Source organism: Bradyrhizobium sp. WSM471, assembly GCF_000244915.1.
In the GTDB taxonomy this organism is placed as follows: domain Bacteria; phylum Pseudomonadota; class Alphaproteobacteria; order Rhizobiales; family Xanthobacteraceae; genus Bradyrhizobium.
The window spans coordinates 3,367,327-3,387,391 of record NZ_CM001442.1 but is presented as its reverse complement, the minus strand read 5'-3'; the positions used below and the strand labels follow the sequence as shown (position 1 = coordinate 3,387,391).

Here is a 20,065-nt window from a genome sequence, read left to right as displayed (position 1 = left end):
CGTCGAGAAATTTGGTCGTGTGCGGCTTCTAGCCTCCTATGCGAGCTTGACGTCGGGCTCCGCGCGACCGCGCGCGGATGCCTCCAACAGGAAGGTGTAGCCGGCTTGCGGATCGGCGGCACGCGCCGCCGCATCCATGTCCTGCCAGGCCGAGGTGACGAGGAGACGCGACAGATCAGGGCCGACAAAAGCGGGGCAGCTCGCCTGCTTTACCGGCACGCTCAGCGAACGCAGGCGCTCGCCTTGCGGAGAGTAGACGTCGACGCGGCTTGCGCCCCAGCACGCGTTCCAAATCTGCCCGTCGGCGTCGCACACCGAGCCGTCGAGACCGCCGATGCCGGTGTGGCGCAGCAGCACTTCCGGCTCGCCGCGCGGCAGGCCGGTCGTGGGATTGAGCGGCACCGCGTAGAGCACCGCGCGCGCGGTGTCGGCGAAGTAGCCAGTGGCGCCATCGGGCGAGAAGCAGATCGAGTTGGGAATGCTGATGCGCGGAAACAGCATCGATATCTCGCCGTGATGGAACGCGTAGATCGCCCCTGCCCCTGCTTCCGCCTTGCGACCCATGGTGCCGATCCAGAACGTGCCGGAGGGATGCACGCGGGCATCGTTGGAGCGGGTCGCGGGATTGTCCGCTTCGAGCGGACAGAGCAGCGTCATCGCGCCGTCGGCAGTTTTGCGGACATAGAGCCCGTCTTCCGCGACAATCAACTGCCGCTCGGCGTCAATCCGCCCAAGTGCGCTCGCCATCCGGCCCAGCGCATGAACGCGAACGCTGCCACGGCCGAGCTGCGCCTCGAACAGTCGCCCCTCGCGGATATCGAACCACCAGGCCGTGTCCGTGGTCACGTCATAGGTCGGCCCCTCGCCGAGATGGCAAGGATCGTCCGAAAGAACCGAGGTCGGCACCTGTTCCATCATGACCTTCTCACCGCAAAGCGATAGACCGTATGATGGCGATAGACCTCGCGGGGCGCTAGGCGCGGGCTCGGGAAATCCGGCCGGTTCGGTGCGTCCGGCCAGATATGCGGCTCCAGGCACATCGCGTCCGACTGCCGGTAGAGCTTGCCACCCTTGCCCGAAATGGTGCCGTCGAGATAATTACCCGAATAGACCTGCAGCCCAGGCTGATCCGTGAACAGCTCCATGATGCGCCCCGAGCGCGGCGCCTCCAGCCGTGCCGCGAGACTGAGCTTGCCGTCGCGCGCGAGACAGTAGGTGTGGTCGTAGCCCTTGCCGTTGCGCAATTGCTGGTCGCCCTCGCGGATGCGCTCGCCGACGGGCCGCGGCCCGCGGAAGTCGAACGGCGTGCCGGCAACGCTGCGCGGCGGCTCCGGCAATGGAATGGCGGTGGGATCGATCGCGAGGAAATGCCCGGCGGCGACCGTCAGCTTGTGATCGAGAATGGGCGTGCCTGATGTCGCGCCTTCCAGATTGAAGAAGCTGTGGTTGGTCAGGTTGACGATGGTCGGCCGATCGGTCCGCGCCTCCATGATCAGGGATAGCTCGGCCGGGCCGGTGACGCGATAGGTCAGGCGCACATCGAGCCGACCGGGATAGTTTTCCTCGCCATGCGGGCTCGTGTAGGTCAGCGTGACCGCGGGCTCGGCGCCAGCGTCGATCTCCGCAATGTCCCAGAGCTTGCGATCAAAACCGTCAACGCCGCCGTGCAGCGCATTCGGACCGTTGTTGACGGGAAGCTGCACCGTCTCGCCGTCCAGCGCAAATTGTCCGTTGGCGATGCGATTGGCGTAGCGGCCGACGGTGGCGCCGAAGAACTTCCGTTCGGCGAGATAGCCGGCGAATGCGTCATGGCCGAGCACGACGTCGTCGTAGCCACCCTTGGCGTCCGGCGCGATCAAGGCCTGCAAGACTGCACCATGGGTGATGATGCGTGCCTCGAACCCGCCCTCTCCGCGCAGCATGATGCGGTCCACCTTGCGGCCGTCCGGCAGCGTTCCGAAGACGTCTCTTTCTGCTTTCGATCCAGCCATGATCAATCCACAAACGGTTCGACGATCGTGCGCCTGCCAAGCAGGAAGGCGTCCGCCACGAGACGAAGCGGCGCCAAATCGACGTCGCTCGCGCCTGTCGCGGCGAGCGTGACGAAGCGCCGGTAAAGCTCCCGATATTCCTCATCGGGCGCCTCGGCAACGGTCTTGCCGTCGATCGCCATGATCCGGCCGCCGCGGGATAGCGTCATCCGGCCCTGGTCGGTTTCGACGAGGATATCCCAGCTCTGCGGCCCAGTCTGGCGGAAATCGAACTCGGCGGCCACAGGCAGGCCGTCGATGTCGGTCAGCGTCAGCTTCGCGGCGATCGGCGCCTGGCAATTGGCGGGGAAGGCGAGCTCGGCCGCGTTGACGAACACAGGCTTCGGCAGGATCCTGGTCAGGATCGACAGCGCATTGATGCCGGGATCGAACACCCCGAGCCCGCCCGGCTCCCAGATCCAGGCCTGCCCGGGATGCCAGACGCGGACGTCCTCTTTCCAGTTGATGTGCACGGAACGGATGCGGCGCGCGGCGAGCCACTCGCGCGCCGGCTCGACGGCCGGCGCATGGCGCGAATGCCAGGTCGCAAACAGCGTTCGCTTGGCCTCACCCGCCATCGCGATCAACGGATCGAGCTCGGCAACGCCGGCGCCGGGCGGCTTCTCCAGCATGACATGCTTGCCGGCCCTGAGCGCTGCGACGGCCTGGGCGCGGCGCACTTGAGGCGGCGTGCAGAGCGACACCGCGTCAATCGGCGGACCTTTCTCCAACAGCTCTTCGATGGTCGCGAAATGCGGCAGATCCGGCAACGAGGCATTGCGGCTGGCGACGGCTGCCAGCGTCGCGCCGGGAACCGCTGCGATGGCGCCGACATGCTGATCCCGCGCGATCTTGCCGAAGCCGACGATGGCGATGCGAAGTTCAGTCACGATCTTTCTCCAGCTTCCGCGGACGGCAGCGCTTCGGCCGGTGCAGTCTCGATCACTGTACCCTCATGGCGGCGCATGCCATTGTGAATGACGTAGACCATCGCCTCCGACGCAGTCGCAGCATCACCGGCGGCGATGGCATCGACGATCTTCTGATGCCACAGCAGAACGGTGTCGCGGTCCTCCGATTCGACCGGTGCGCTGAGCAGGAATGAGGCGCGCAACGCAGCCTCGATGACGTGCCCGATCGAGCGCATGAACAGATTTCCGGAGGCGCGCGCCACCGCCACGTGGAGCGCGAGGTCGGCATCGGCGAAGCCAACGGAGTCGGAGGCTTCAAGTCGCATCCGCTCCATGCAGCGCCGGAGCTCGGAGAGATCCTGCTCCGACCGCTGCGCCGCCGCCAACATCGCCGCGCGCGGCTCGACCGCAAGGCGAATCTCGGCGAGGTCGTTGAGGAAACGCTTGTCGATCCCGGCGTCCAGGTGCCAGGCCAGCACGTCGGCGTCGAACATGTTCCAGGCGACGCGTTCGCGCACGACGGTGCCGACGCGGGCCTTGGTGGTGAGCAGGCCCTTGGCGACCAGCGTCTTGACGCTCTCCCGCAACACCGGCCGCGACACCCCGAACATGGCGATCATTTCGGCATCGCCCGGCAGGCGCGTTCCCTCCGCGTAGCGGCCGGCAATGATGTCAACGCCGATCGAACGGGCCACCTCCGCGTGATTGGAGTGCGCCCGGCGCGTCGGGATGGCGAGGATGCGTGAGGTGGTCATGAGACTGCTCCCGCGCGCTTTGGCACGGGCCGGCGCGCGAGCGCGACCAATCCCTGTTGCAAGGCGATGAAGGCAAACAGCAGCACGCCGGTCGCGATCTTGGTCCACCAGCTCGACAGCGTCCCGTCGAAATTGATGTAGGTCTGAATCATGCCCTGGATCAGCACACCGAGGAAAGTGCCGATCACGGAGCCCTGCCCGCCCGTGAGCAGCGTGCCGCCGATCACGACGGCCGCGATGCTATCAAGCTCGACGCCGACGGCGGACAGCGAGTAGCCAGCGCTGGTGTAGAAGGAGAAGACGATGCCGGCGATGCCCGCGAGCAGGCTCGACAGCATGTAGATCTTCACCGTCATCCTGCCGACGGCGACACCCATCAGGCTCGCGGTCGCCCGGCTGCCGCCGAGCGCATAGACATTGGCGCCGAACCGGGTGAGCTGCAGCAGCAATGCGCCGCCGATCACGATCGCAAGCATGATGATCGCGACCGCCGTCAGCCGTCCACCGCCGGGTAGTCGCAGTGCGAAGTCCGACACGGTGGAATAGACCGGTGCTGTGATCGGCACCGATTCCGTCGAGAGCAGGAAGCTGGCACCCCGGGCCAAGAACATGCCGGCGAGCGTCACGATGAAAGGCGGCAAATCGAAGACGTGGATCACCGCGCCCATCGCCGCTCCGAAGGCGGCCGAAAGCGCGAGAATGGCGACGAAGGCGACCAGGGGCGGCATTCCCCAGCGCTCGATCGCCAGCGCGACGAACACCGTGGTGAAGCCGATCACCGAGCCGACCGAGAGATCGATGCCGCCGGAAATGATGACGAAGGTCATACCGGTCGCGACGATGCCGAGGAAGGCGTTGTCGGTCAGGAGATTGCCGACCACGCGGGTGGAGGCGATGTTGGGAAACTGTATCGCGCAGAGCGCGAATCCCACGACGAGCACGATCGCCGTGATGAGGACGGGCGGCAGGCCTTTCATGCCTTGGTCCTCCGCAGCCGCGCCACGACGCCGGCAAAGCCGGACAGCTTCGGCGATTGCAGCAGCAGCACGGCGAGCACCACCACCGCCTTGACCAGCAAATTGAACTCCGGCGGATAGCCCGACAGCAGAATGCCGGTATTCATGGTCTGGATGATCAGCGCCCCGAGTACGGCCAGCACGAGACTGAAGCGGCCGCCGAACAGCGAGGTGCCGCCGATCACCACCGCGAGGATGGCGTCGAGCTCGAGCCAGAGGCCGGCATTGTTGGCATCCGCACCCATGATGTCGGCCGCCGCGATGACGCCGGCAAGCGCGGCGCAAACGCCGCACCAGACATACACCGCCAAAATCATGGCGCGCGTGCCAACGCCGGCAAGCTCGCTCGCCCGCGCATTGCCGCCGGTTGCCTCGATCAGTAACCCAAGTGCCGAGCCTCGCACCACCGCGCCGGTGAGGATCAGCATGCCCAGCGCAATCGCGACCGGCACCGGCACGCCGAGGATGGAGCCGTTGCCGAGCCAGACCAGATCGGGCGAGGAGAAGGTCACGATGCGGCCTTCGGTAATGAGCTGGGCGATGCCGCGTCCCGCCACCATCAAGATCAGGGTCGCCACGATCGGCTGCATGCCGAGCACCGCGACGAGAAATCCGTTCCACAATCCGCAGATCAGGCCCGCGCCGAGCGCAGCCGCCAGCACCACTGCCAGACTGTGGTTGTCGGCGAGGCTCGCCGCGATCGCGCCTGAGATCGCCATCACAGCGCCGACCGACAGGTCGATGCCGCGCGTCGCGATCACCAGCACCATGCCGAGCGAGAGCAGCGCCACCGGCGTGCCGCGGTTGAGCACGTCGATCAGGCTGCCGAATAGCCGGCCGTCCTGGAGGCGCAGATCGAAGAATTGCGGCGACACCACGCGATCGACCGCCAGGATGACGATCAACGCGAGGATCTGGGCAAGGCCGCGGCGCGGCAACAGCGCGGTCATGCCCGGCCCTCATGGGCGACACTGGCGCCATCGGCGGCGATGGCGGCGAGAATGCTGCCGACGTCGATGGCCTCGCCCGTGAGCTCCTCGACATGAGCCCGGTCGCGCAGCACCACCACGCGATCGGAATAGGTCACGATCTCGTCTAGCTCGGAGGAAATCACGAGCAGCGCAAGCCCGTCGTCGCAGAGCTCGCGTATCAGGCGGATGATCTCGGCATGCGCACCGACGTCGATGCCGCGGGTCGGCTCGTCCAGGACGAGGAGCCGCGGCGAGGTCGCAAGCCACCGTGCCAGCAGGACCTTCTGCTGATTGCCGCCGGACAGCAGGCCGACGGGACGCTCCGGATCGGGCGGGCGAATGTCGAGCATCTTGACATAACGGCTTGCGATCTCGTCCTGCTCGCGTCGCGACAGCGGCCGATGCAGACCGCGCTTGGCCTGGAGCGCGAGCACGATGTTCTCGCGCACGGTGAGCTCAGCGACGATGCCGTCGGTCTTGCGCTCCTCGGGGCAATAGCCAAAGCCGTGGCGCACGCCGTCCCGCGGCGAGTGAAGCCGGACAGGCGCGCCTTCCACCTTCGCCTGCCCGCCATCCGCGCGCTCGACGCCGAACACCAGCCGGGCCGTCTCGGTCCGCCCCGAGCCGAGCAGGCCGGCGAGACCGACAACCTCGCCATGGCGCAGCTCGAGATTGAACGGCGCGACATAGCCGGCCTTGCCGTAACCCTCGAAGCTCGCACAGACTTCACGCGTCGTCTGTGCGCCTATCGACGCCCGCGCGCTGGTGGTCTCGGCCAGCTCGCGGCCGAGCATCATCCGGATCAGCTCGAGCCGCGACAGCGACGCGGTCTCGCGCTCGCCGACCAGGCGACCATTTCGCAAAACGGTGATGCGATCGGAGATCTCGTAGACCTGGTCGAGGAAATGGCTGACGAAGACGATTCCAATGCCGCGCTTGGCAAGCTGACGCATGATGCGAAAGAGAATCTCGACCTCGTGGCGATCGAGGCTCGCGGTCGGCTCGTCCAGGATCAGCACGCGCGCCGAGAGATCGACGGCGCGCGCGATCGCGGTGACATGCTGGATCGCCACCGAATAATTGCCAAGCGGCGCTGATACGTCGATGTCGAGTCCGAAATCCGCGAGCAGCGCCTTCGCGCGGCGTCGCATCTCGCCTTCGCGCACGATGCCGAAGCGCATCGGCTGCCGGTCGAGGAACAGGTTCTGCGCCACCGAGAGGTTCGGCAGGAGATTGACCTCCTGGTAGACGGTGGCAATGCCGGCCTGAAGCGCCGCCTTGGCCGAGCGCGGCGCGACCTCTTCGCCGCCCAGCCTGACGATGCCGGCGTCGCGCGGAAATACGCCCGTGACAACCTTGATCAGCGTGGACTTGCCGGCGCCGTTCTCGCCGAGCAACGCATGAATCTCGCCTGCGCGAAGCGTGAAGTCGACCTCCTGCAACGCACGCACAGCACCAAAGCTCTTGCTGATCCCGCGCACTTCCAGCAGGGCAGCAGCGGAATCCGGGCTGTTCTCCATGACAAATTCACTCCCAGCGGCGCCCGCTGACGATGCGGACACGGAGCCTGTTCATTCGCGCAGCGGTTCGAGCGGCATCGCCGGACTGCCGAAACACGGCCGTCCGGCGACACTCCCGCCTCAGTAACCGAGGCCCTTCTTGCTGTCGTAGATCTTCTGCGGATCGTCGGTGGGCGTGTACAGCTTCGACTCGGTCTGGATCCATTTCGGCGGAACCGTGCCCTTGTCCTTGAAGGCCGCGATGGCATCGAGCGCGGGGCCAGCCATGTTCGGCGTCAGCTCGACCGTGGCATTGGCTTCGCCGGCGACCATCGCCTTGAAGATGTCGGGGACCGCATCGATCGAGACAGTGAGGATCTCCTTGCCCGGCTTGAGCCCGGCTTCCTTCATCGCCTGGATCGCGCCGACCATCATGTCGTCGTTGTGCGCATAGACCGCGCAGATCGACTTGCCGCCGCCTTCGGCCTTGATGAAGCTTTCCATCACTTCCTTGCCCTTGGCGCGGGTGAAGTCGCCGGTCTGGCTGCGCACCACCTTCAGGTTCGCATGCTTGGCGATGGCGGTGTCAAAACCCTTCTTGCGGTTGGCGGCGACGCTGGCGCCGACCGTGCCCTGCAATTCGACGATGTTGCAGGCCTTTGCGCCGACGGTCTTCGCCAGCCAGTCGCCGGCGACCTCGCCTTCATGAACGCTGTCGGAGGTCACGGCGGTGAGATAGAGCTCCTTCCCGGAGGGATCGATGTCGCGGTCGAGCAGCACGACCGGGATCTTGGCCTCCTTGGCTTCCTTCAGCACCGAGTCCCAGCCGGTCGAGACGACGGGCGCGAGGAAGATCGCATCGACATTCTGCGCGATGAAGGAGCGGATCGCCTTGATCTGGTTCTCCTGCTTCTGCTGCGCGTCGGCGATCTTGAGATTGACCTTGCGCTTGGTGGCCTCCTGCTTGGAGACCGAGGTCTCGGCCGCGCGCCAGCCGGATTCCGATCCGATCTGCGAGAAGCCGATGGTGAGTTCGGCGGCATTCGCCGGCAGCGCGAGCAGCAACGCGGCCGTGGCGCTGGCCGCAAAGAGGGCTTTGAGGATCATCAGGCGTATCTCCCAAAATGTTATCCGGGGCGCTTATTGGTAGCATCGCACCCACAGGCCGACCTTTGAGGCGGCGGAAGGGACTATTTCACGGAAGTTTGGTTCCGACTAGTCATATTATTTGACTATTTATACGCAGCGCGAGCAAGGCTTGACGGCCGTTGTACGACACACTCGGAGCGATTTAGTTCCGCCGATGCAACGGGGAGATGAATGAAACGATGCGGCCTAGCAGCGCCACATCGTCATGGCCGGGCTTGTCCCGGCCATCCACGGCCTTGCCGTGCGGGATCAAGAACGTGGATGCCCGGGACAAGCCCGGGCAGGACGATCTTCTCTGATTTCGATGTGCAATCGCCCGCTGTCGGCCGGGCAACGAAGCCGGCTCTAGATCAGCTTCCGCTGCGCCAGGTTCTTCATCAGCGCGCCGATGCCGAAGGTCCAGGGTTCGCACTCGTCGCTGGTTCGCATGCGGTTGACGAGTTTGCCGAGCTGGGGCGCCGAGATCGTGACGATGTCGTCGCGCTTGTGGGTGAACCCCTGTCCCGGCGCGTCGCGATCCTTGACCGGCGCGAACATGGTCCCGAGGAACAGCACGAAGCCATCTGGATATTGGTGCACCTTGCCGATGGTCTGCTCGACCAGATCGGTCGGATCGCGGCTGATCATGCTGATCGAGGAATGGCCGTCGAGGACGAAACCGTCCTGCCCCTTCACGTTCAGGCTGATGTCGAGCTTGCGGGCGTCGTCGAGGGTAAAGCTGTCGTCGAACAGGCGCAGCAGAGGGCCGATGGAGCACGAGGCGTTGTTGTCCTTGGCCTTCGACAACAGCAGTGCCGAACGGCCCTCGAAGTCGCGCAGATTGACGTCGTTGCCGAGCGCGCCGCCGACGATCTTGCCACGGCTCGAGACGAACAGCACCAGCTCGGGCTCGGGGTTGTTCCAGGTCGATTTCGGATGCAGCCCCGCATCCATGCCGGTGCCGACCGACGACAAGGTCGGCGCCTTGGTGAAGACCTCGGCATCGGGACCAATGCCAACCTCGAGATACTGGCTCCAGGCGTTCTGGTCGATCAGCACCTGCTTCAGGTGCATCGCCTGGTCCGAGCCGGGCTTGAGCTTCGACAGATCATCGCCGATCAGCCGCGTCACTTCCGTCCGGATCGCTTCGGCCGAGGCCGGATTGCCTTTCGCCCGCTCCTCGATCACGCGCTCCAGCATCGAGATGGCGAAGGTCACCCCGGCCGCCTTCAGCGTCTGGAGATCGACGGGTGCAAGCAACCACGGTTTTTTCGGATCGCGCTGATCGGGGGGCGTGTTGGCGACCATAGCATCGAGATCGCCGATGCGCTCGCCCCTGGTCGCGGCAAGCGCCTTCGCCGGATCGTCCTCCTCGCAGAGCGTGCTGACGGTCGGGAATTTTGCGGTGACGTCGAACACACCATCGCCGCGCACGGCGACCACGGCCGGGCCATTCGCCTGCGGCAGCCAGACGCGGCCGACGAGCGTTCCCCGCGTGCCGTCCTCGGGAAGAAGGTCCTTTACCGTCAATGTGGTCATGGGCGTATCCTCGCTCTTTTCGGATCGGCCTCACTCGCAGAGGCCGATCACGTTGGCGAAGACCAATAAACGTCTGGGACGGGAAGTCCAGCGCGGCAGCCCGCCGCGCTCCTATGCCCCCGCCCGCGCTTTTCGGGCCGCGATCTGCTGAAGGGCCCAGCGCGCGTTCTTGCGCACCTCGGGATCGGGATCGTCGGCGATGACGGCAAGGAAGGCTTCGCCGTCGTGGTGGGCGATCTCGCCGAGCGCAGCAGCCGCCTCTTTCCGCAAATTGGCCTGGTCGTGATTGACGCAATTGCCGATCGGGCGAACCGCGCGCTCGATTTTCATCCGGCCAAGGCTGCGGATTGCCTTCAGACGCACCTGCCAGAACTCGTCAGTGAGCGAAGCGATGAGCGGGTCGACGGCGATCGAGCCGTTGACGTTGAGGCCCAGCGTTTCCGCGGCCATCTCCCGCACCATCCAGTCCGAATCTTTCAACGCGCGCGTGATCATCTCGGCCGCGGGCTTCATCTGCGAGAAGGCGAGCGCGCTGACAGCGGCACGGCGCACATGCGCGTCGGGATCGTTGATCAGCGCGGTCAGCGCCGGAATGGATTCCTCCAGTTTGAGGAACCCGATCACCCCGATCGCCTGCACCCGTACGGCGGCATCGGAATCCTGGAGCGCTTCCAGCGCGGGTTTCAGCGTATCCCTGCAGCGCAGCTCCTTCAGCGCGCGCAACGCGCCCATGCGGACGAAGGCGTGGGCATGCCTAACCAGCGGCAGGATGATCTCGGCGCAAGCCGGATCCTTGAACTCCGCCATGCTGTCGGCCGCGGCGGACGCAACGATTCTCTCAGGATCGACCAGCAGCTTCACCAGCGCGCTCGCGGCCTCCGGCCCGTCGAACTCGCCAAGCGCCATCGCAACCTGCTGGCGGACGCCGGCATCGGGATCGGCGACCATTTTGGCGAGATGCCCGACGGCGGCGGGATCGCCGGAATGGCCGAGCGCGATGATGGCAACGCGGCGCTCCCCTGGATCGGCGGCCTGGAGCCGCTCGTCGGCATCTTCGAGATCGTCGTAGGATTCGAACGGGCTCGCCATGGCTACCTCAGGAGATAGGGAATGTTGACGGTGACGGCGCCGGTCGGGCAATCCGCCTCGCAGGGCATGCAGTACCAGCATTCGTCGTAGGCCATGTAGGCCTTGTTGGTCATATCGCTGATCCGCAGTACGTCGAGCGGACAGACGTCGACGCACACGGTGCAGCCCTTGTCCGCGATGCATTTGGCGTCGTCGACGACCACCGGAACCGATGTCTGATAGGAAGCGAGAGGCATCGTATGTCTCCTAGTATTTGTGCGGCGGGTCAGGCTGTCGCGCGGATGCGCTGCTTGTCGTAGAGATCCTTCTCATCGTCGGCGATCGGTACGATGTAGGGCTCCACGGCACGCTTCTCGCTGGTCATCTTGCCGTCCTGCTTGCTCAGCAGCGTGTGGCAGAACCAGTTCTCGTTGTCCTTCTCCGGGAAATCCGTCCGCCAGTGGTATAGGCCCCAGCGGCTTTCCTCGCGGTAGAGCGAGGCATGCACTGCCATGTCCGCGCAGTCCATGATCGACTGGACTTCGAGCGCGCGGAGCAGCTCGTGCGCATTGCGCGCGATCATGCGCTCCTGCATGTCCTCCCTCGCTTCGGCGAGCCGGCGCATGCCGAGCTCGTATTTGCGCGTGACTTTCGGCGGCTGGAGATAGTCATTGACGAGGCGCCGGGTCTTGTACTCGATCTGGTTCGGCGGAATGCCGTCCTCGCGTTTGGTCGGCGCCATGACGCGGTCACGTTCGCTGGCGACATCGGCCGCGTCGAATTCCGCGAAGTCGTGATTGTCCGCGAATTCCATCGCGTCGATGCCGGCGACCGAACCGTTGGTGAAGGCACCTAGCATGTAATTGTGCGGCACGCTGGCCATGTCGCCGGCGGCATAGAGGCCCGGCACGGTGGTGCGCGCGTTGTCGTCGACGAACACGCCCGACGCACTGTGACCGGAGCAGAAGCCGATCTCGGAGATATGCATCTCGATCGACTCGCTGCGGTAGTCGACCCCGCGCCCCTGCTGGAACAGGCCGCGTGTGGGACGCTCAACCTTGTGCAGCGTCGATTCGATCTCCGAGATGGTGTCGGGATGGAGATGCTTGAGCTGGAGAAACACCGGGCCCTTGCCGGACAGCAGCTCGTTGTAGAACTCCAGCATCATCTGGCCGGACCAGTAATCGCATTCGATGAAGCGCGATCCCTCGTTGTTGGCGGTGAAGGCGCCGAAGGGACCGGCGACATAGGCGCAGGCCGGGCCGTTATAGTCCTTGATCAGCGGATTGATCTGATAGCATTCGAGGTTCGCCAGTGCCGCACCGGCGTGATAGGCCATGGAATAGCCGTCACCGGAATTGGCAGCGTTCTCGTAGGTGCCGAACATGTAGCCGGAGGTCGGCAGGCCGAGACGGCCGGCGGCGCCCATGCACAGGATGACGGCCTTGGCCTTGATCACCAGCATCTCGGCGGTGCGGGTGTTGACGCTGATCGCGCCGGCAATACGTCCGTCGGCGGATTTGAGGAGCCGCGTCGCCATGTAGCGGTTGGAGATCAGGATGCGGGCGCGACGGAGCTGGCGATACAGCGCCTTCTTCACGGTCTCGCCGTTCGGCATCGGGAGCACGTAGGTGCCGATGTGGTGCACCTTCTTGACGGCGTAGTCGCCGTTCTCGTTCTTCAGGAAGCGGATGCCGAAACTGTCGAGTTCCTCGATGATCGAGTAGCAGTTCTGCGCGTATTTGTAGACCGCCTTCTGATCGACGATGCCGTCATTGGCGATGGTGATTTCCTTGGTGTACTGCTCCGGCGTCGCGTAGCCGGGAATGACGGCGTTGTTCAAGCCGTCCATGCCCATCGAGATCGCGCCGGAGCGCTTGACGTTGGCCTTCTCGAGCAGGACGACGTTGGCCTTCGGATTCTTCAGCTTCGCCTTCAACGCCGCCATCGGGCCGGCAGTGCCGCCGCCGATGACGAGCACGTCGCAGGAAACCTCCGAAAGTCCGTCGACGATCTGATCTAGTGACATCGCTTGCTCCTGGCTCGCCGGCAGGTCCGGCGCCTTTGCATCAGATTTGTTCAGCAGGCGTCCCGGCGATAGCAATTAGTTGTCGCCGGGCTGCGATTTGCGCCTCAGCGCTCGACAAAGGCCTTTTCGATCACGAAATGGCCGGGCCGGCTGTGATTGCCCTCGACAAACCCGCGCCCAGAAAGCATCGCGGGAAGTTCCTCCAGCATCGCCGGGCTGCCGCACAGCATGATGCGGTCGGTCTCGATATCGAGGCCTGATAGACCGATGTCGTCGAAGAGCTGGTTCGACGCGATCAGGTCGGAGATGCGGCCGCGATTCCTGAACGGCTCGCGGGTAACGGTGGGATAGTAGACGAGCTTGTCCCGAATCAGCGGCCCGAAGAACTCGTGATCGCGCAAGCCTTCGACGAGGTGCTCGCCATAGGAGAGCTCGGAGACCTGGCGGCAACCATGGGCGAGCACGATGGTCTCGTAATTCTCGTAGACGTCGGGGTCCTTGATCAGGCTGGCGAAAGGCGCGAGCCCCGTTCCGGTCGAGAGCAGCAACAGGCGTTTGCCGGGAATGAGATTGCCGGTGATCAGCGTGCCCGTGGCCTTGCGGCCGACCAGGATGACGTCCCCCTCTCTGATCTTCTGAAGGCGCGAGGTCAGCGGACCGTCCTGCACCTTGATCGAGAAGAACTCGAGCGCCTCCTCGTGATTGGCGCTCGCCATGCTGTAGGCCCGCAGCAACGGCTTGCCCTCGACTTCCAGCCCGATCATCGCGAATTGGCCGTTCTGGAAGCGGAAGCCCGGATCGCGCGTCGCGGTGAAGCTGAACAGGCTGTCGGTCCAGTGCCTGACCGACAGGACCGTTTCCTTCTGAAATGCGCTCATTGTCTCTCCTGACCTCGATTGCGCACAAGGTTTCGGAGAGACAGGAATCCGGCAACGCCGAACTGAAATTCCCGGTCGATTAGTTTCACATTTCGTAGGCGATGATCGAACAGCAGGCAGCGAAGATCAGCGTCGCGCACCTGCGCCTGGCAATTAGTTGCTATCGCCGCAGCACTGCGGCAACGTAGAGAAGGCTCGGAGACACGTCATGACCTTGGTGGCACCGACCGTGGCAGATTACGAAGCAAGCGCCGACCTCGCGACGCTGCGCGTCCGCACCGCTGAGGACGACACGCTGGACTTGCCGGCGGAAACGCTCCGCCTCTCCTGCAAATGCGCCCACTGCACCCGCGCCCGCTTCGACGGCCGCTTCCCCGAGCGGTTTCCAGGCATCGCAATCACCGAGATCGGCGATCTCGGTTACGGGCTGAACATCTCGTTCTCGGATGGGCACAATCGGGGGATTTACCCGAAGCCGTATTTGCTGAGCTTGGCGGGGCGCTAGGCAGGACGCAGCCGTGAGATTGGCACCCCAGCGGCCACAAACACCGCTGTCATTCCCCGCGAAAGCGGGCAATCCAGTAGGCCGCGCCCTCACCGTCTCCCACTGACGCCTCTGGAATACTGGATCGCCCGCTTTCGCGGGCGATGACAGGGAGAACGCGGCCATCTGGCACGGACATTGCTCCTCTTTAGAACGGTTTGAACGTTCCGGAGGCAGACGATGTTGCAGGCGGCCAATGTGGTTCGCGGGACGGGCCCCGCAACGGCCCGGCCTGCGGGCGGTTCCTCGCTGCTGCTCACCGAGAACCAGCAATGGATCGGCGGACCGCCGGCGTTGATGGACAAGCTCAGCCAGCGCGAACGGGAGCTGGTGCTGAAGCAGGGCCGCCGAAAAGTGCTCAACCGTGGCCAGACGCTATTCAGCCAGGGTGGCAAGCATGACGGTATCTGGCTGATCGAGAGCGGCCGTATCCGGGTGTTCTACACCTCCCCGCTCGGCCGCGAGATCACGCTGGCCTATTGGCATGTCGGCAATTTCGTCGGCGGCCCCGAAGTGTTCGAAGGTACCGTGCATCAATGGTCCGGCGTTGCATCCAGCAATTGCAGCGTGGTGCATCTGCCCGGAAAGGAGCTGCGATCCCTTGCGGTCGAGATTCCGAACCTCGCGATCGGCCTGATTGAAGGCCTGACCTTCAAGGGCAAGTGCTATTCGGCGCTGGCCCAGATGCTGGGAACGCGCTCGATCACACAGCGCCTTGCGCATCTGTTGCTGCATCTCGTCGACCTCTATGGCGTCGATGACGCCGACGGCCGGGTGATCGCGGCCGCCTTCACCCATGCCGATATCGCCCACATGGTCGGCGCCACCAGGCAATGGGTCACGATCAGCCTGAAGCGCATGCAGGAAAAGGGGATCGTGCTGACAAAGCGCTCGCAGATCGTGGTCTGCCGGTCCGACGTGCTGGAAGAGATGCGAGGCCAGGCGGCCGACTGATCGAGCTTGCGACCAGGGCTGGTGCCCATGCAAGCGGCTTTATAGTGCAGGACTGCCCAAGGACTATGCAATCAACTTTTCCCGGCAACTAATCGACTGTGGCGCTCATTCCGGATTTGCCCTGCCCACGCCCTCACCCAATCATGGCAACCACAGCACATCCAACCGAATGAGGATGAGAATGGTCCGCCATCTTCCCACGCTCTCGATCGCGATGTCGGTGACGTCGCTGGCGCTTCTCCTCGCGCAGCCGGCCGCGGCGGAAACTGTCACGCTCGGCATTGGAACGCAGGACACCACGACCAACACGGTGACCGCCGGCGTCGTCATCCGCCAGCTCCATCTCCTCGAAAAATATCTGCCGAAGGACGGCAAATACGCCAACATCAAGTTCGAGCTGGAGTGGCAGAACTTCACCTCCGGTCCGCCCGTCACCAATGCGATGATGGCGAACAAGCTGCAGATCGGCATGATGGGCGACTATCCGCTGATCGTGAACGGCTTCACGTTCGACAGCAATCCGGAGAGCAAGAGCCGGCTGGTCGGCATGGCCGCCTACAGCCTGTCGGGCTCCGGCAACGGCATCGTCGTTCACAAGGACTCGCCCTACTATGATCTCGCGGATCTCAAGGGCAAGCTCGTCAGCGTGCCGTTTGGCTCGGCCGCGCACGGCATGGTGCTCAAGGCGATGCAGGACCGCGGCTACGCGTCGGATTTCTTCCAGCTGGTCAGCCAGAGCCCGGAGGTCGGCTCGACCAATCTCCAGGAGAAGAAGATCGACGCGCATGCCGATTTCGTTCCGTTCGCCGAGCTGCTGCCGTTCCGCGGTTTTGCGCGAAAGATCTTTGACGGCGTCGAGACCAATCTGCCGACCTTCCACGGCATCGTGGTGCGCACCGATTTCGCCGAAAAATATCCCGAGGTCGTCGTCGCATATTTCAAGGCCCTGATCGCCGCCAATCAGTGGCTGCGCGACGATCCCAAGCTCGCCGCGGAGAAAATCCAGGAATGGACCGGCATCAACAAGGAGGTCGTCTACATCTTCCTCGGCCCCAGCGGCAACATGACCACCGATCCCTCAATCAAGCCGGCGCTGATCGACGCCGCTGCGGCCGACGTCAAGGTGCTGCAGAACCTCGGCCGGATGAAGGAGTTCGACCCGAAGAAGTGGGTCGACGACAGCTACATCCGCAAAGCCTATGCCGAGATGAAGCTCGACTACGACGCGCGGCTCGCGAGCGCCAGCAACTACGAGATCTCCGGCGAAGACTCCTTCTGCAAGAAGCCGATTGCCGATCCGCGCAAGGCCGGCGAGGTCTGGATCGACGAGGCAGGCATCATGCCCTTCTCGTCGGCCAGTTGCACGCTCGCCGCCTATGCCGACTACAAGGCCAAGGGCAAGAAGATCAACGTCGCCTACGTCTTCGATACCACCCGCGGCATCAAGCTGTTCGCCGACCAGGCTTTCTTCGCGGTCGGCAATGGCGAGGTTGCGCCGTTCCTGTTGAAGAAGGACGCCGAAGCCTATGCCGCCAAGACCAGCGGCAAGGTGCTCGGCTTCGACGACGCGGTGAAGGCGGCGGTCGGCGGGGGCAAGACGTGAGCAGTCCCGCCCTCCTCAGACATCCCGAGGACAGCATGCCGGCAAGTGCAATCGCGGAGGCAAGCGCCTTGCCTGCCTCCACGCCACCCGCATCCCCACCCTCCTTCGGCACGCTCGCGTTGCGCTGGTACCGGCTCAACCGGGGCGGGCTGCGCGCGACCGCGATCGGCATCATCTCGCTGCTCGCTTTTCTGCTGGTCTGGCATCTGCTGACGACCTATCGCGTCGTGTTCTTCGTGCGCTTCACCAACGTGCCCTCGCCGCTCGCGGTCTATGCGAGCTTCACCAAGGCGATCCACGATCCCAAATTCCTGCTGCACGTGCTCTTGAGCTGCCGGCGCATCTTCTTCGGCTTCTCGCTCGCGGCCATCGTCGCCGTGCCGCTCGGCCTGATCATGGGCCGCTTCAAGCTCGCCCACGAGATCATCTTCCCCGTGGCGGAGGTGCTGCGGCCGATCCCGGCGATCGCCTGGGTGCCGATGGCGATCATGCTGTGGCCGACCAACGAGCAGAGCATCGTCTATATCACGTTCCTCGGCTCGTTCTTCCCGATCCTGGTCAACACGCTGCACGGCATGTCGCTGGTCGACCCCGTGCTGGTGCGCGCCGCGCAATGTCTCGGCGCGCGGGAGCGCTCGATCTTCCGCGACGTGTATTTTCCGGCCTCGCTCCCGCACATCTTCACTGGCCTCACCGTCGGCATGGGCGTGGCCTGGGTGTCGCTGATCGCCGCCGAGATGATCTCGGGGCAGTACGGCATCGGCTATTTCACCTGGGAGGCCTATTCGCTGGTCCAGTATGCCGACATTGCGCTCGGCATGATCGCGATCGGCGTGCTCGGCCTCGGATCGAGCATGCTGATCCGGGGGGCCGGACAATTGGTGATGCCGTGGAGGTCAAGATGAGCGAGATCGTTGTCAAGGCACCGCAGGGCCATATCGAAGTCAGGAATTTCTCCCTCAGCTACGACAGCATCGAGGGGCCGGTCGAAGCCGTCACCGATACGCAGATTCATGTGAATCCGGGCGAGTTCGTCTCGATCGTCGGTCCCTCCGGCTGCGGAAAGTCGACGCTGCTCAATGCAGTCGCGGGTTTCCTCAAGCCGACCACGGGCATCGTCACCGTCGACGGCGAGAAGGTGAACGGCCCCAGCGCCGAGCGCGGCATGGTGTTTCAGCAGTATTCGCTGTTTCCCTGGAAGACGGTGCGGGAGAACGTGGAGTTCGGCCTGAAGATGCGCGGCATGCCGCGCTCGCAGCGCGAGCGCGCTGCGCGCACGCTGCTGGGGCTCGCGGGCCTCGAAGCCTTCGAAAAGCATTATCCCGAGAAACTCTCAGGTGGCATGAAGCAGCGCGTGGGCATCGTCCGCGCGCTCGCGACGGGACCCAAAGTGTTGCTGCTGGACGAGCCCTTCGGCGCGCTCGACGCGCAGACCCGCGTCATCATGCAGCAGATCCTCACCAACATGTGGCAGCGGCTGAAGATCTCGGTGCTGTTCGTCACCCACGACATCGACGAGGCGATCTTCCTGTCCGACCGCGTCTACTGCATGACCGCACGCCCCGGATCGATCAAGGCGGAGATTCCGATCCCGCTGGAGCGGCCGCGGCAGCAGTCGATGATGATGTCGTCGGAATTCCTTGCATTGCGCCGCGGACTGATGTCGCTGATCCGCGAGGAGAGCATCAAAGCGATGGGCGGCGAGCTCAACGACATGGGCATGCAGGGGCTGAACATCGAGCTGCACGGGCATTCGCTCGCGGATGTGATTTAGCGATTTCTCGACGGTTACTTCCCTTCTCCCCTTGCGGGGAGAAGGTGGCGCGAAGCGCCGGATGAGGGGTATGCTTCCGCGTGCTCTCTGCTACAGATTGACTCGCGGATAGAACCCCTCACCCGTCTCGCCGCTGCGCGGCGAGCCACCCTTTCCCACAAGGGGGAGAGGGTGCACTGCCATCGCCGCGCGATTGCTTCTACTTGAACCAGTGCACCAGCGCGATGCTGATGCCGAGCAGTAGCAACAGCGACAACGTCACGGCCGCCGTCACCCTGCCCCCGACATTGGCCAGCACACGGACGTCGACACCCAGGCCCAGCGCCGCCATCGACACCACCGTGAGAAAGCTGGTGATCTTCGTCACCGGACCGACCACCGTGGCCGGCACGATCTCCAGGGATCGCAGGGTCGCCAGCGCAAGGAAGCCAAGAATGAACCACGGGACCAGGCGGAAAAAGCCGACATTGGTCTTCTTGGCGTCGCTGTGCCAGCGCGAGGCCGTCAGCGAAAGGCCGACGACGACCGGCCCGAGCATCAGCACGCGCATCAGCTTGACGAGCGTGCCGATCTGCGTCGAGACGAGCCCGGCCGGCACCGTCGCGGCCAGCACCTGCGGCACGGCATAGACGGTGAGGCCTGCGAGGATACCGTATTGCGTGGCCGATAGCTGCAGCAGCGGGATCAGCAGCGGCAGACCGAGCACCATCATCACGCCGAGGATCGCGGTGAAGGAGATCGAGGATGCGATCTCGTCATTGTTGGCACCGATGATCGGCGCCACCGCCGCAATCGCCGAGTTGCCGCAGATCGAGTTGCCGCAGGCGATCAGGATCGAGAGCCGCGTCGAGAGACCGAGCAGGCGGCTGATGCCGAAGGAGACGCTGAGCGCGATCACGACAATGGCTGCGATCGATGCCAACAGCGCGACGCCGGACGCAGCGATCGCGGCAAAGCTGATCGAGGCCCCCAGCAGCATGACGGCGACTTCGAGCAGTTGCTTGGCGCTGAAGGCGATGCCGGACTGCCAGCGCGGCGCAGGCTTCCAGAAGCTGCGCACGGCCATGCCAAGCAAGATCGCCATCACCAGCGCCTCGACATAGGGATGTTCGAAGACGCCCAATTCCGCCCGTTCGAGCAGGGCCGAAACGCCGGCCACGGCGATGCAGAGGAGGATCCCGGGAATCAGCGCTACGATGCGGCTGGTGGCCGTGGTCGGCTTGGCGTCGGCCGGGCTGGATGCTTGATTCTGCGACACAAATCTCTCCCAGAGGAGAAGGATTTATACGCAGCGCCAGCCGATTGGGAAATAAGTTTTCGACATATCAGAGCCGAGGGAAGTTCTATCCTCAGCCCGGAATAATCC

The 20,065-nt window shown here is 64.4% G+C and carries 19 protein-coding genes; 5 read left to right on the top strand and 14 right to left on the bottom strand.

Annotated elements, in window-relative coordinates; translation table 11 throughout:
* Window positions 1-36 precede the first annotated feature (36 nt).
* From BRA471DRAFT_RS14730 to BRA471DRAFT_RS14670, 13 genes are all read right to left on the bottom strand, one after another.
* Window positions 37-915 (bottom strand): SMP-30/gluconolactonase/LRE family protein, encoded by an 879-nt coding sequence (locus BRA471DRAFT_RS14730; RefSeq protein WP_007608439.1) that lies wholly within the window; start codon window positions 913-915, stop codon window positions 37-39.
* A complete protein-coding gene (locus BRA471DRAFT_RS14725; protein ID WP_007608438.1) occupies window positions 915-1,991 on the bottom strand; it encodes an aldose epimerase family protein in 1,077 nt (358 codons plus the stop codon). Before BRA471DRAFT_RS14725 ends, BRA471DRAFT_RS14730 begins: the two co-directional genes overlap by 1 nt.
* Window positions 1,992-1,993: 2 nt before the next feature.
* On the bottom strand, window positions 1,994-2,920 hold the full coding sequence (locus BRA471DRAFT_RS14720) for a Gfo/Idh/MocA family protein (protein ID WP_007608437.1): 927 nt from the start codon (window positions 2,918-2,920) through the stop codon (window positions 1,994-1,996).
* Entirely contained in the window at window positions 2,917-3,696 is a 780-nt protein-coding gene (locus BRA471DRAFT_RS14715) for a FadR/GntR family transcriptional regulator (protein ID WP_007608433.1), read from the bottom strand. Before BRA471DRAFT_RS14715 ends, BRA471DRAFT_RS14720 begins: the two co-directional genes overlap by 4 nt.
* Window positions 3,693-4,673 (bottom strand): galactofuranose ABC transporter, permease protein YjfF, encoded by a 981-nt coding sequence (yjfF, locus tag BRA471DRAFT_RS14710; protein ID WP_007608428.1) that lies wholly within the window; start codon window positions 4,671-4,673, stop codon window positions 3,693-3,695. Before yjfF ends, BRA471DRAFT_RS14715 begins: the two co-directional genes overlap by 4 nt.
* Complete coding sequence (locus tag BRA471DRAFT_RS14705) at window positions 4,670-5,662, bottom strand: ABC transporter permease (protein ID WP_007608426.1); 993 nt, start codon at window positions 5,660-5,662, stop codon at window positions 4,670-4,672. Before BRA471DRAFT_RS14705 ends, yjfF begins: the two co-directional genes overlap by 4 nt.
* Entirely contained in the window at window positions 5,659-7,203 is a 1,545-nt protein-coding gene (locus BRA471DRAFT_RS14700; RefSeq protein ID WP_007608424.1) for a sugar ABC transporter ATP-binding protein, read from the bottom strand. The genes BRA471DRAFT_RS14705 and BRA471DRAFT_RS14700 overlap by 4 nt, the downstream gene beginning before the upstream one ends.
* Window positions 7,204-7,323: 120 nt before the next feature.
* Window positions 7,324-8,289: a galactofuranose ABC transporter, galactofuranose-binding protein YtfQ gene (ytfQ, locus tag BRA471DRAFT_RS14695; RefSeq protein WP_007608422.1), complete on the bottom strand. Its 966-nt coding sequence runs from the start codon at window positions 8,287-8,289 to the stop codon at window positions 7,324-7,326.
* 387 nt (window positions 8,290-8,676) lie between these two features.
* A complete protein-coding gene (locus tag BRA471DRAFT_RS14690) occupies window positions 8,677-9,849 on the bottom strand; it encodes a fumarylacetoacetate hydrolase family protein (RefSeq protein ID WP_007608420.1) in 1,173 nt (390 codons plus the stop codon).
* 111 nt (window positions 9,850-9,960) lie between these two features.
* On the bottom strand, window positions 9,961-10,938 hold the full coding sequence (locus BRA471DRAFT_RS14685) for a HEAT repeat domain-containing protein (RefSeq protein WP_007608411.1): 978 nt from the start codon (window positions 10,936-10,938) through the stop codon (window positions 9,961-9,963).
* A 2-nt stretch (window positions 10,939-10,940) separates the two neighbouring features.
* Entirely contained in the window at window positions 10,941-11,174 is a 234-nt protein-coding gene (locus tag BRA471DRAFT_RS14680; protein ID WP_007593252.1) for a ferredoxin family protein, read from the bottom strand.
* Window positions 11,175-11,203: 29 nt separating this feature from the next.
* Window positions 11,204-12,946: a fumarate reductase/succinate dehydrogenase flavoprotein subunit gene (locus tag BRA471DRAFT_RS14675; protein WP_007608408.1), complete on the bottom strand. Its 1,743-nt coding sequence runs from the start codon at window positions 12,944-12,946 to the stop codon at window positions 11,204-11,206.
* A gap of 104 nt (window positions 12,947-13,050) precedes the next feature.
* Complete coding sequence (locus BRA471DRAFT_RS14670) at window positions 13,051-13,824, bottom strand: ferredoxin--NADP reductase (protein ID WP_007608407.1); 774 nt, start codon at window positions 13,822-13,824, stop codon at window positions 13,051-13,053.
* 208 nt (window positions 13,825-14,032) lie between these two features.
* Here BRA471DRAFT_RS14670 and BRA471DRAFT_RS14665 point away from each other — a divergent pair, with 208 nt between their 5' ends.
* From BRA471DRAFT_RS14665 to BRA471DRAFT_RS14645, 5 genes are all read left to right on the top strand, one after another.
* Window positions 14,033-14,329 (top strand): gamma-butyrobetaine hydroxylase-like domain-containing protein, encoded by a 297-nt coding sequence (locus BRA471DRAFT_RS14665; protein WP_007608406.1) that lies wholly within the window; start codon window positions 14,033-14,035, stop codon window positions 14,327-14,329.
* A 219-nt stretch (window positions 14,330-14,548) separates the two neighbouring features.
* A complete protein-coding gene (locus BRA471DRAFT_RS14660; RefSeq protein ID WP_007608405.1) occupies window positions 14,549-15,322 on the top strand; it encodes a Crp/Fnr family transcriptional regulator in 774 nt (257 codons plus the stop codon).
* Between the two features lie 181 nt (window positions 15,323-15,503).
* Window positions 15,504-16,925 carry an ABC transporter substrate-binding protein gene (locus tag BRA471DRAFT_RS14655; RefSeq protein WP_007608404.1) on the top strand — a complete coding sequence of 474 codons (1,422 nt, stop codon included), beginning with the start codon at window positions 15,504-15,506 and terminating at the stop codon, window positions 16,923-16,925.
* On the top strand, window positions 16,922-17,830 hold the full coding sequence (locus BRA471DRAFT_RS14650; RefSeq protein WP_088931024.1) for an ABC transporter permease: 909 nt from the start codon (window positions 16,922-16,924) through the stop codon (window positions 17,828-17,830). Before BRA471DRAFT_RS14655 ends, BRA471DRAFT_RS14650 begins: the two co-directional genes overlap by 4 nt.
* Window positions 17,827-18,699 carry an ABC transporter ATP-binding protein gene (locus BRA471DRAFT_RS14645; RefSeq protein ID WP_007608401.1) on the top strand — a complete coding sequence of 291 codons (873 nt, stop codon included), beginning with the start codon at window positions 17,827-17,829 and terminating at the stop codon, window positions 18,697-18,699. Before BRA471DRAFT_RS14650 ends, BRA471DRAFT_RS14645 begins: the two co-directional genes overlap by 4 nt.
* A 199-nt stretch (window positions 18,700-18,898) precedes the next feature.
* On the opposite strand, the gene BRA471DRAFT_RS14640 is transcribed toward BRA471DRAFT_RS14645, so the two are convergent.
* On the bottom strand, window positions 18,899-19,957 hold the full coding sequence (locus BRA471DRAFT_RS14640; protein ID WP_007608399.1) for a YeiH family protein: 1,059 nt from the start codon (window positions 19,955-19,957) through the stop codon (window positions 18,899-18,901).
* Window positions 19,958-20,065 lie beyond the last annotated feature (108 nt).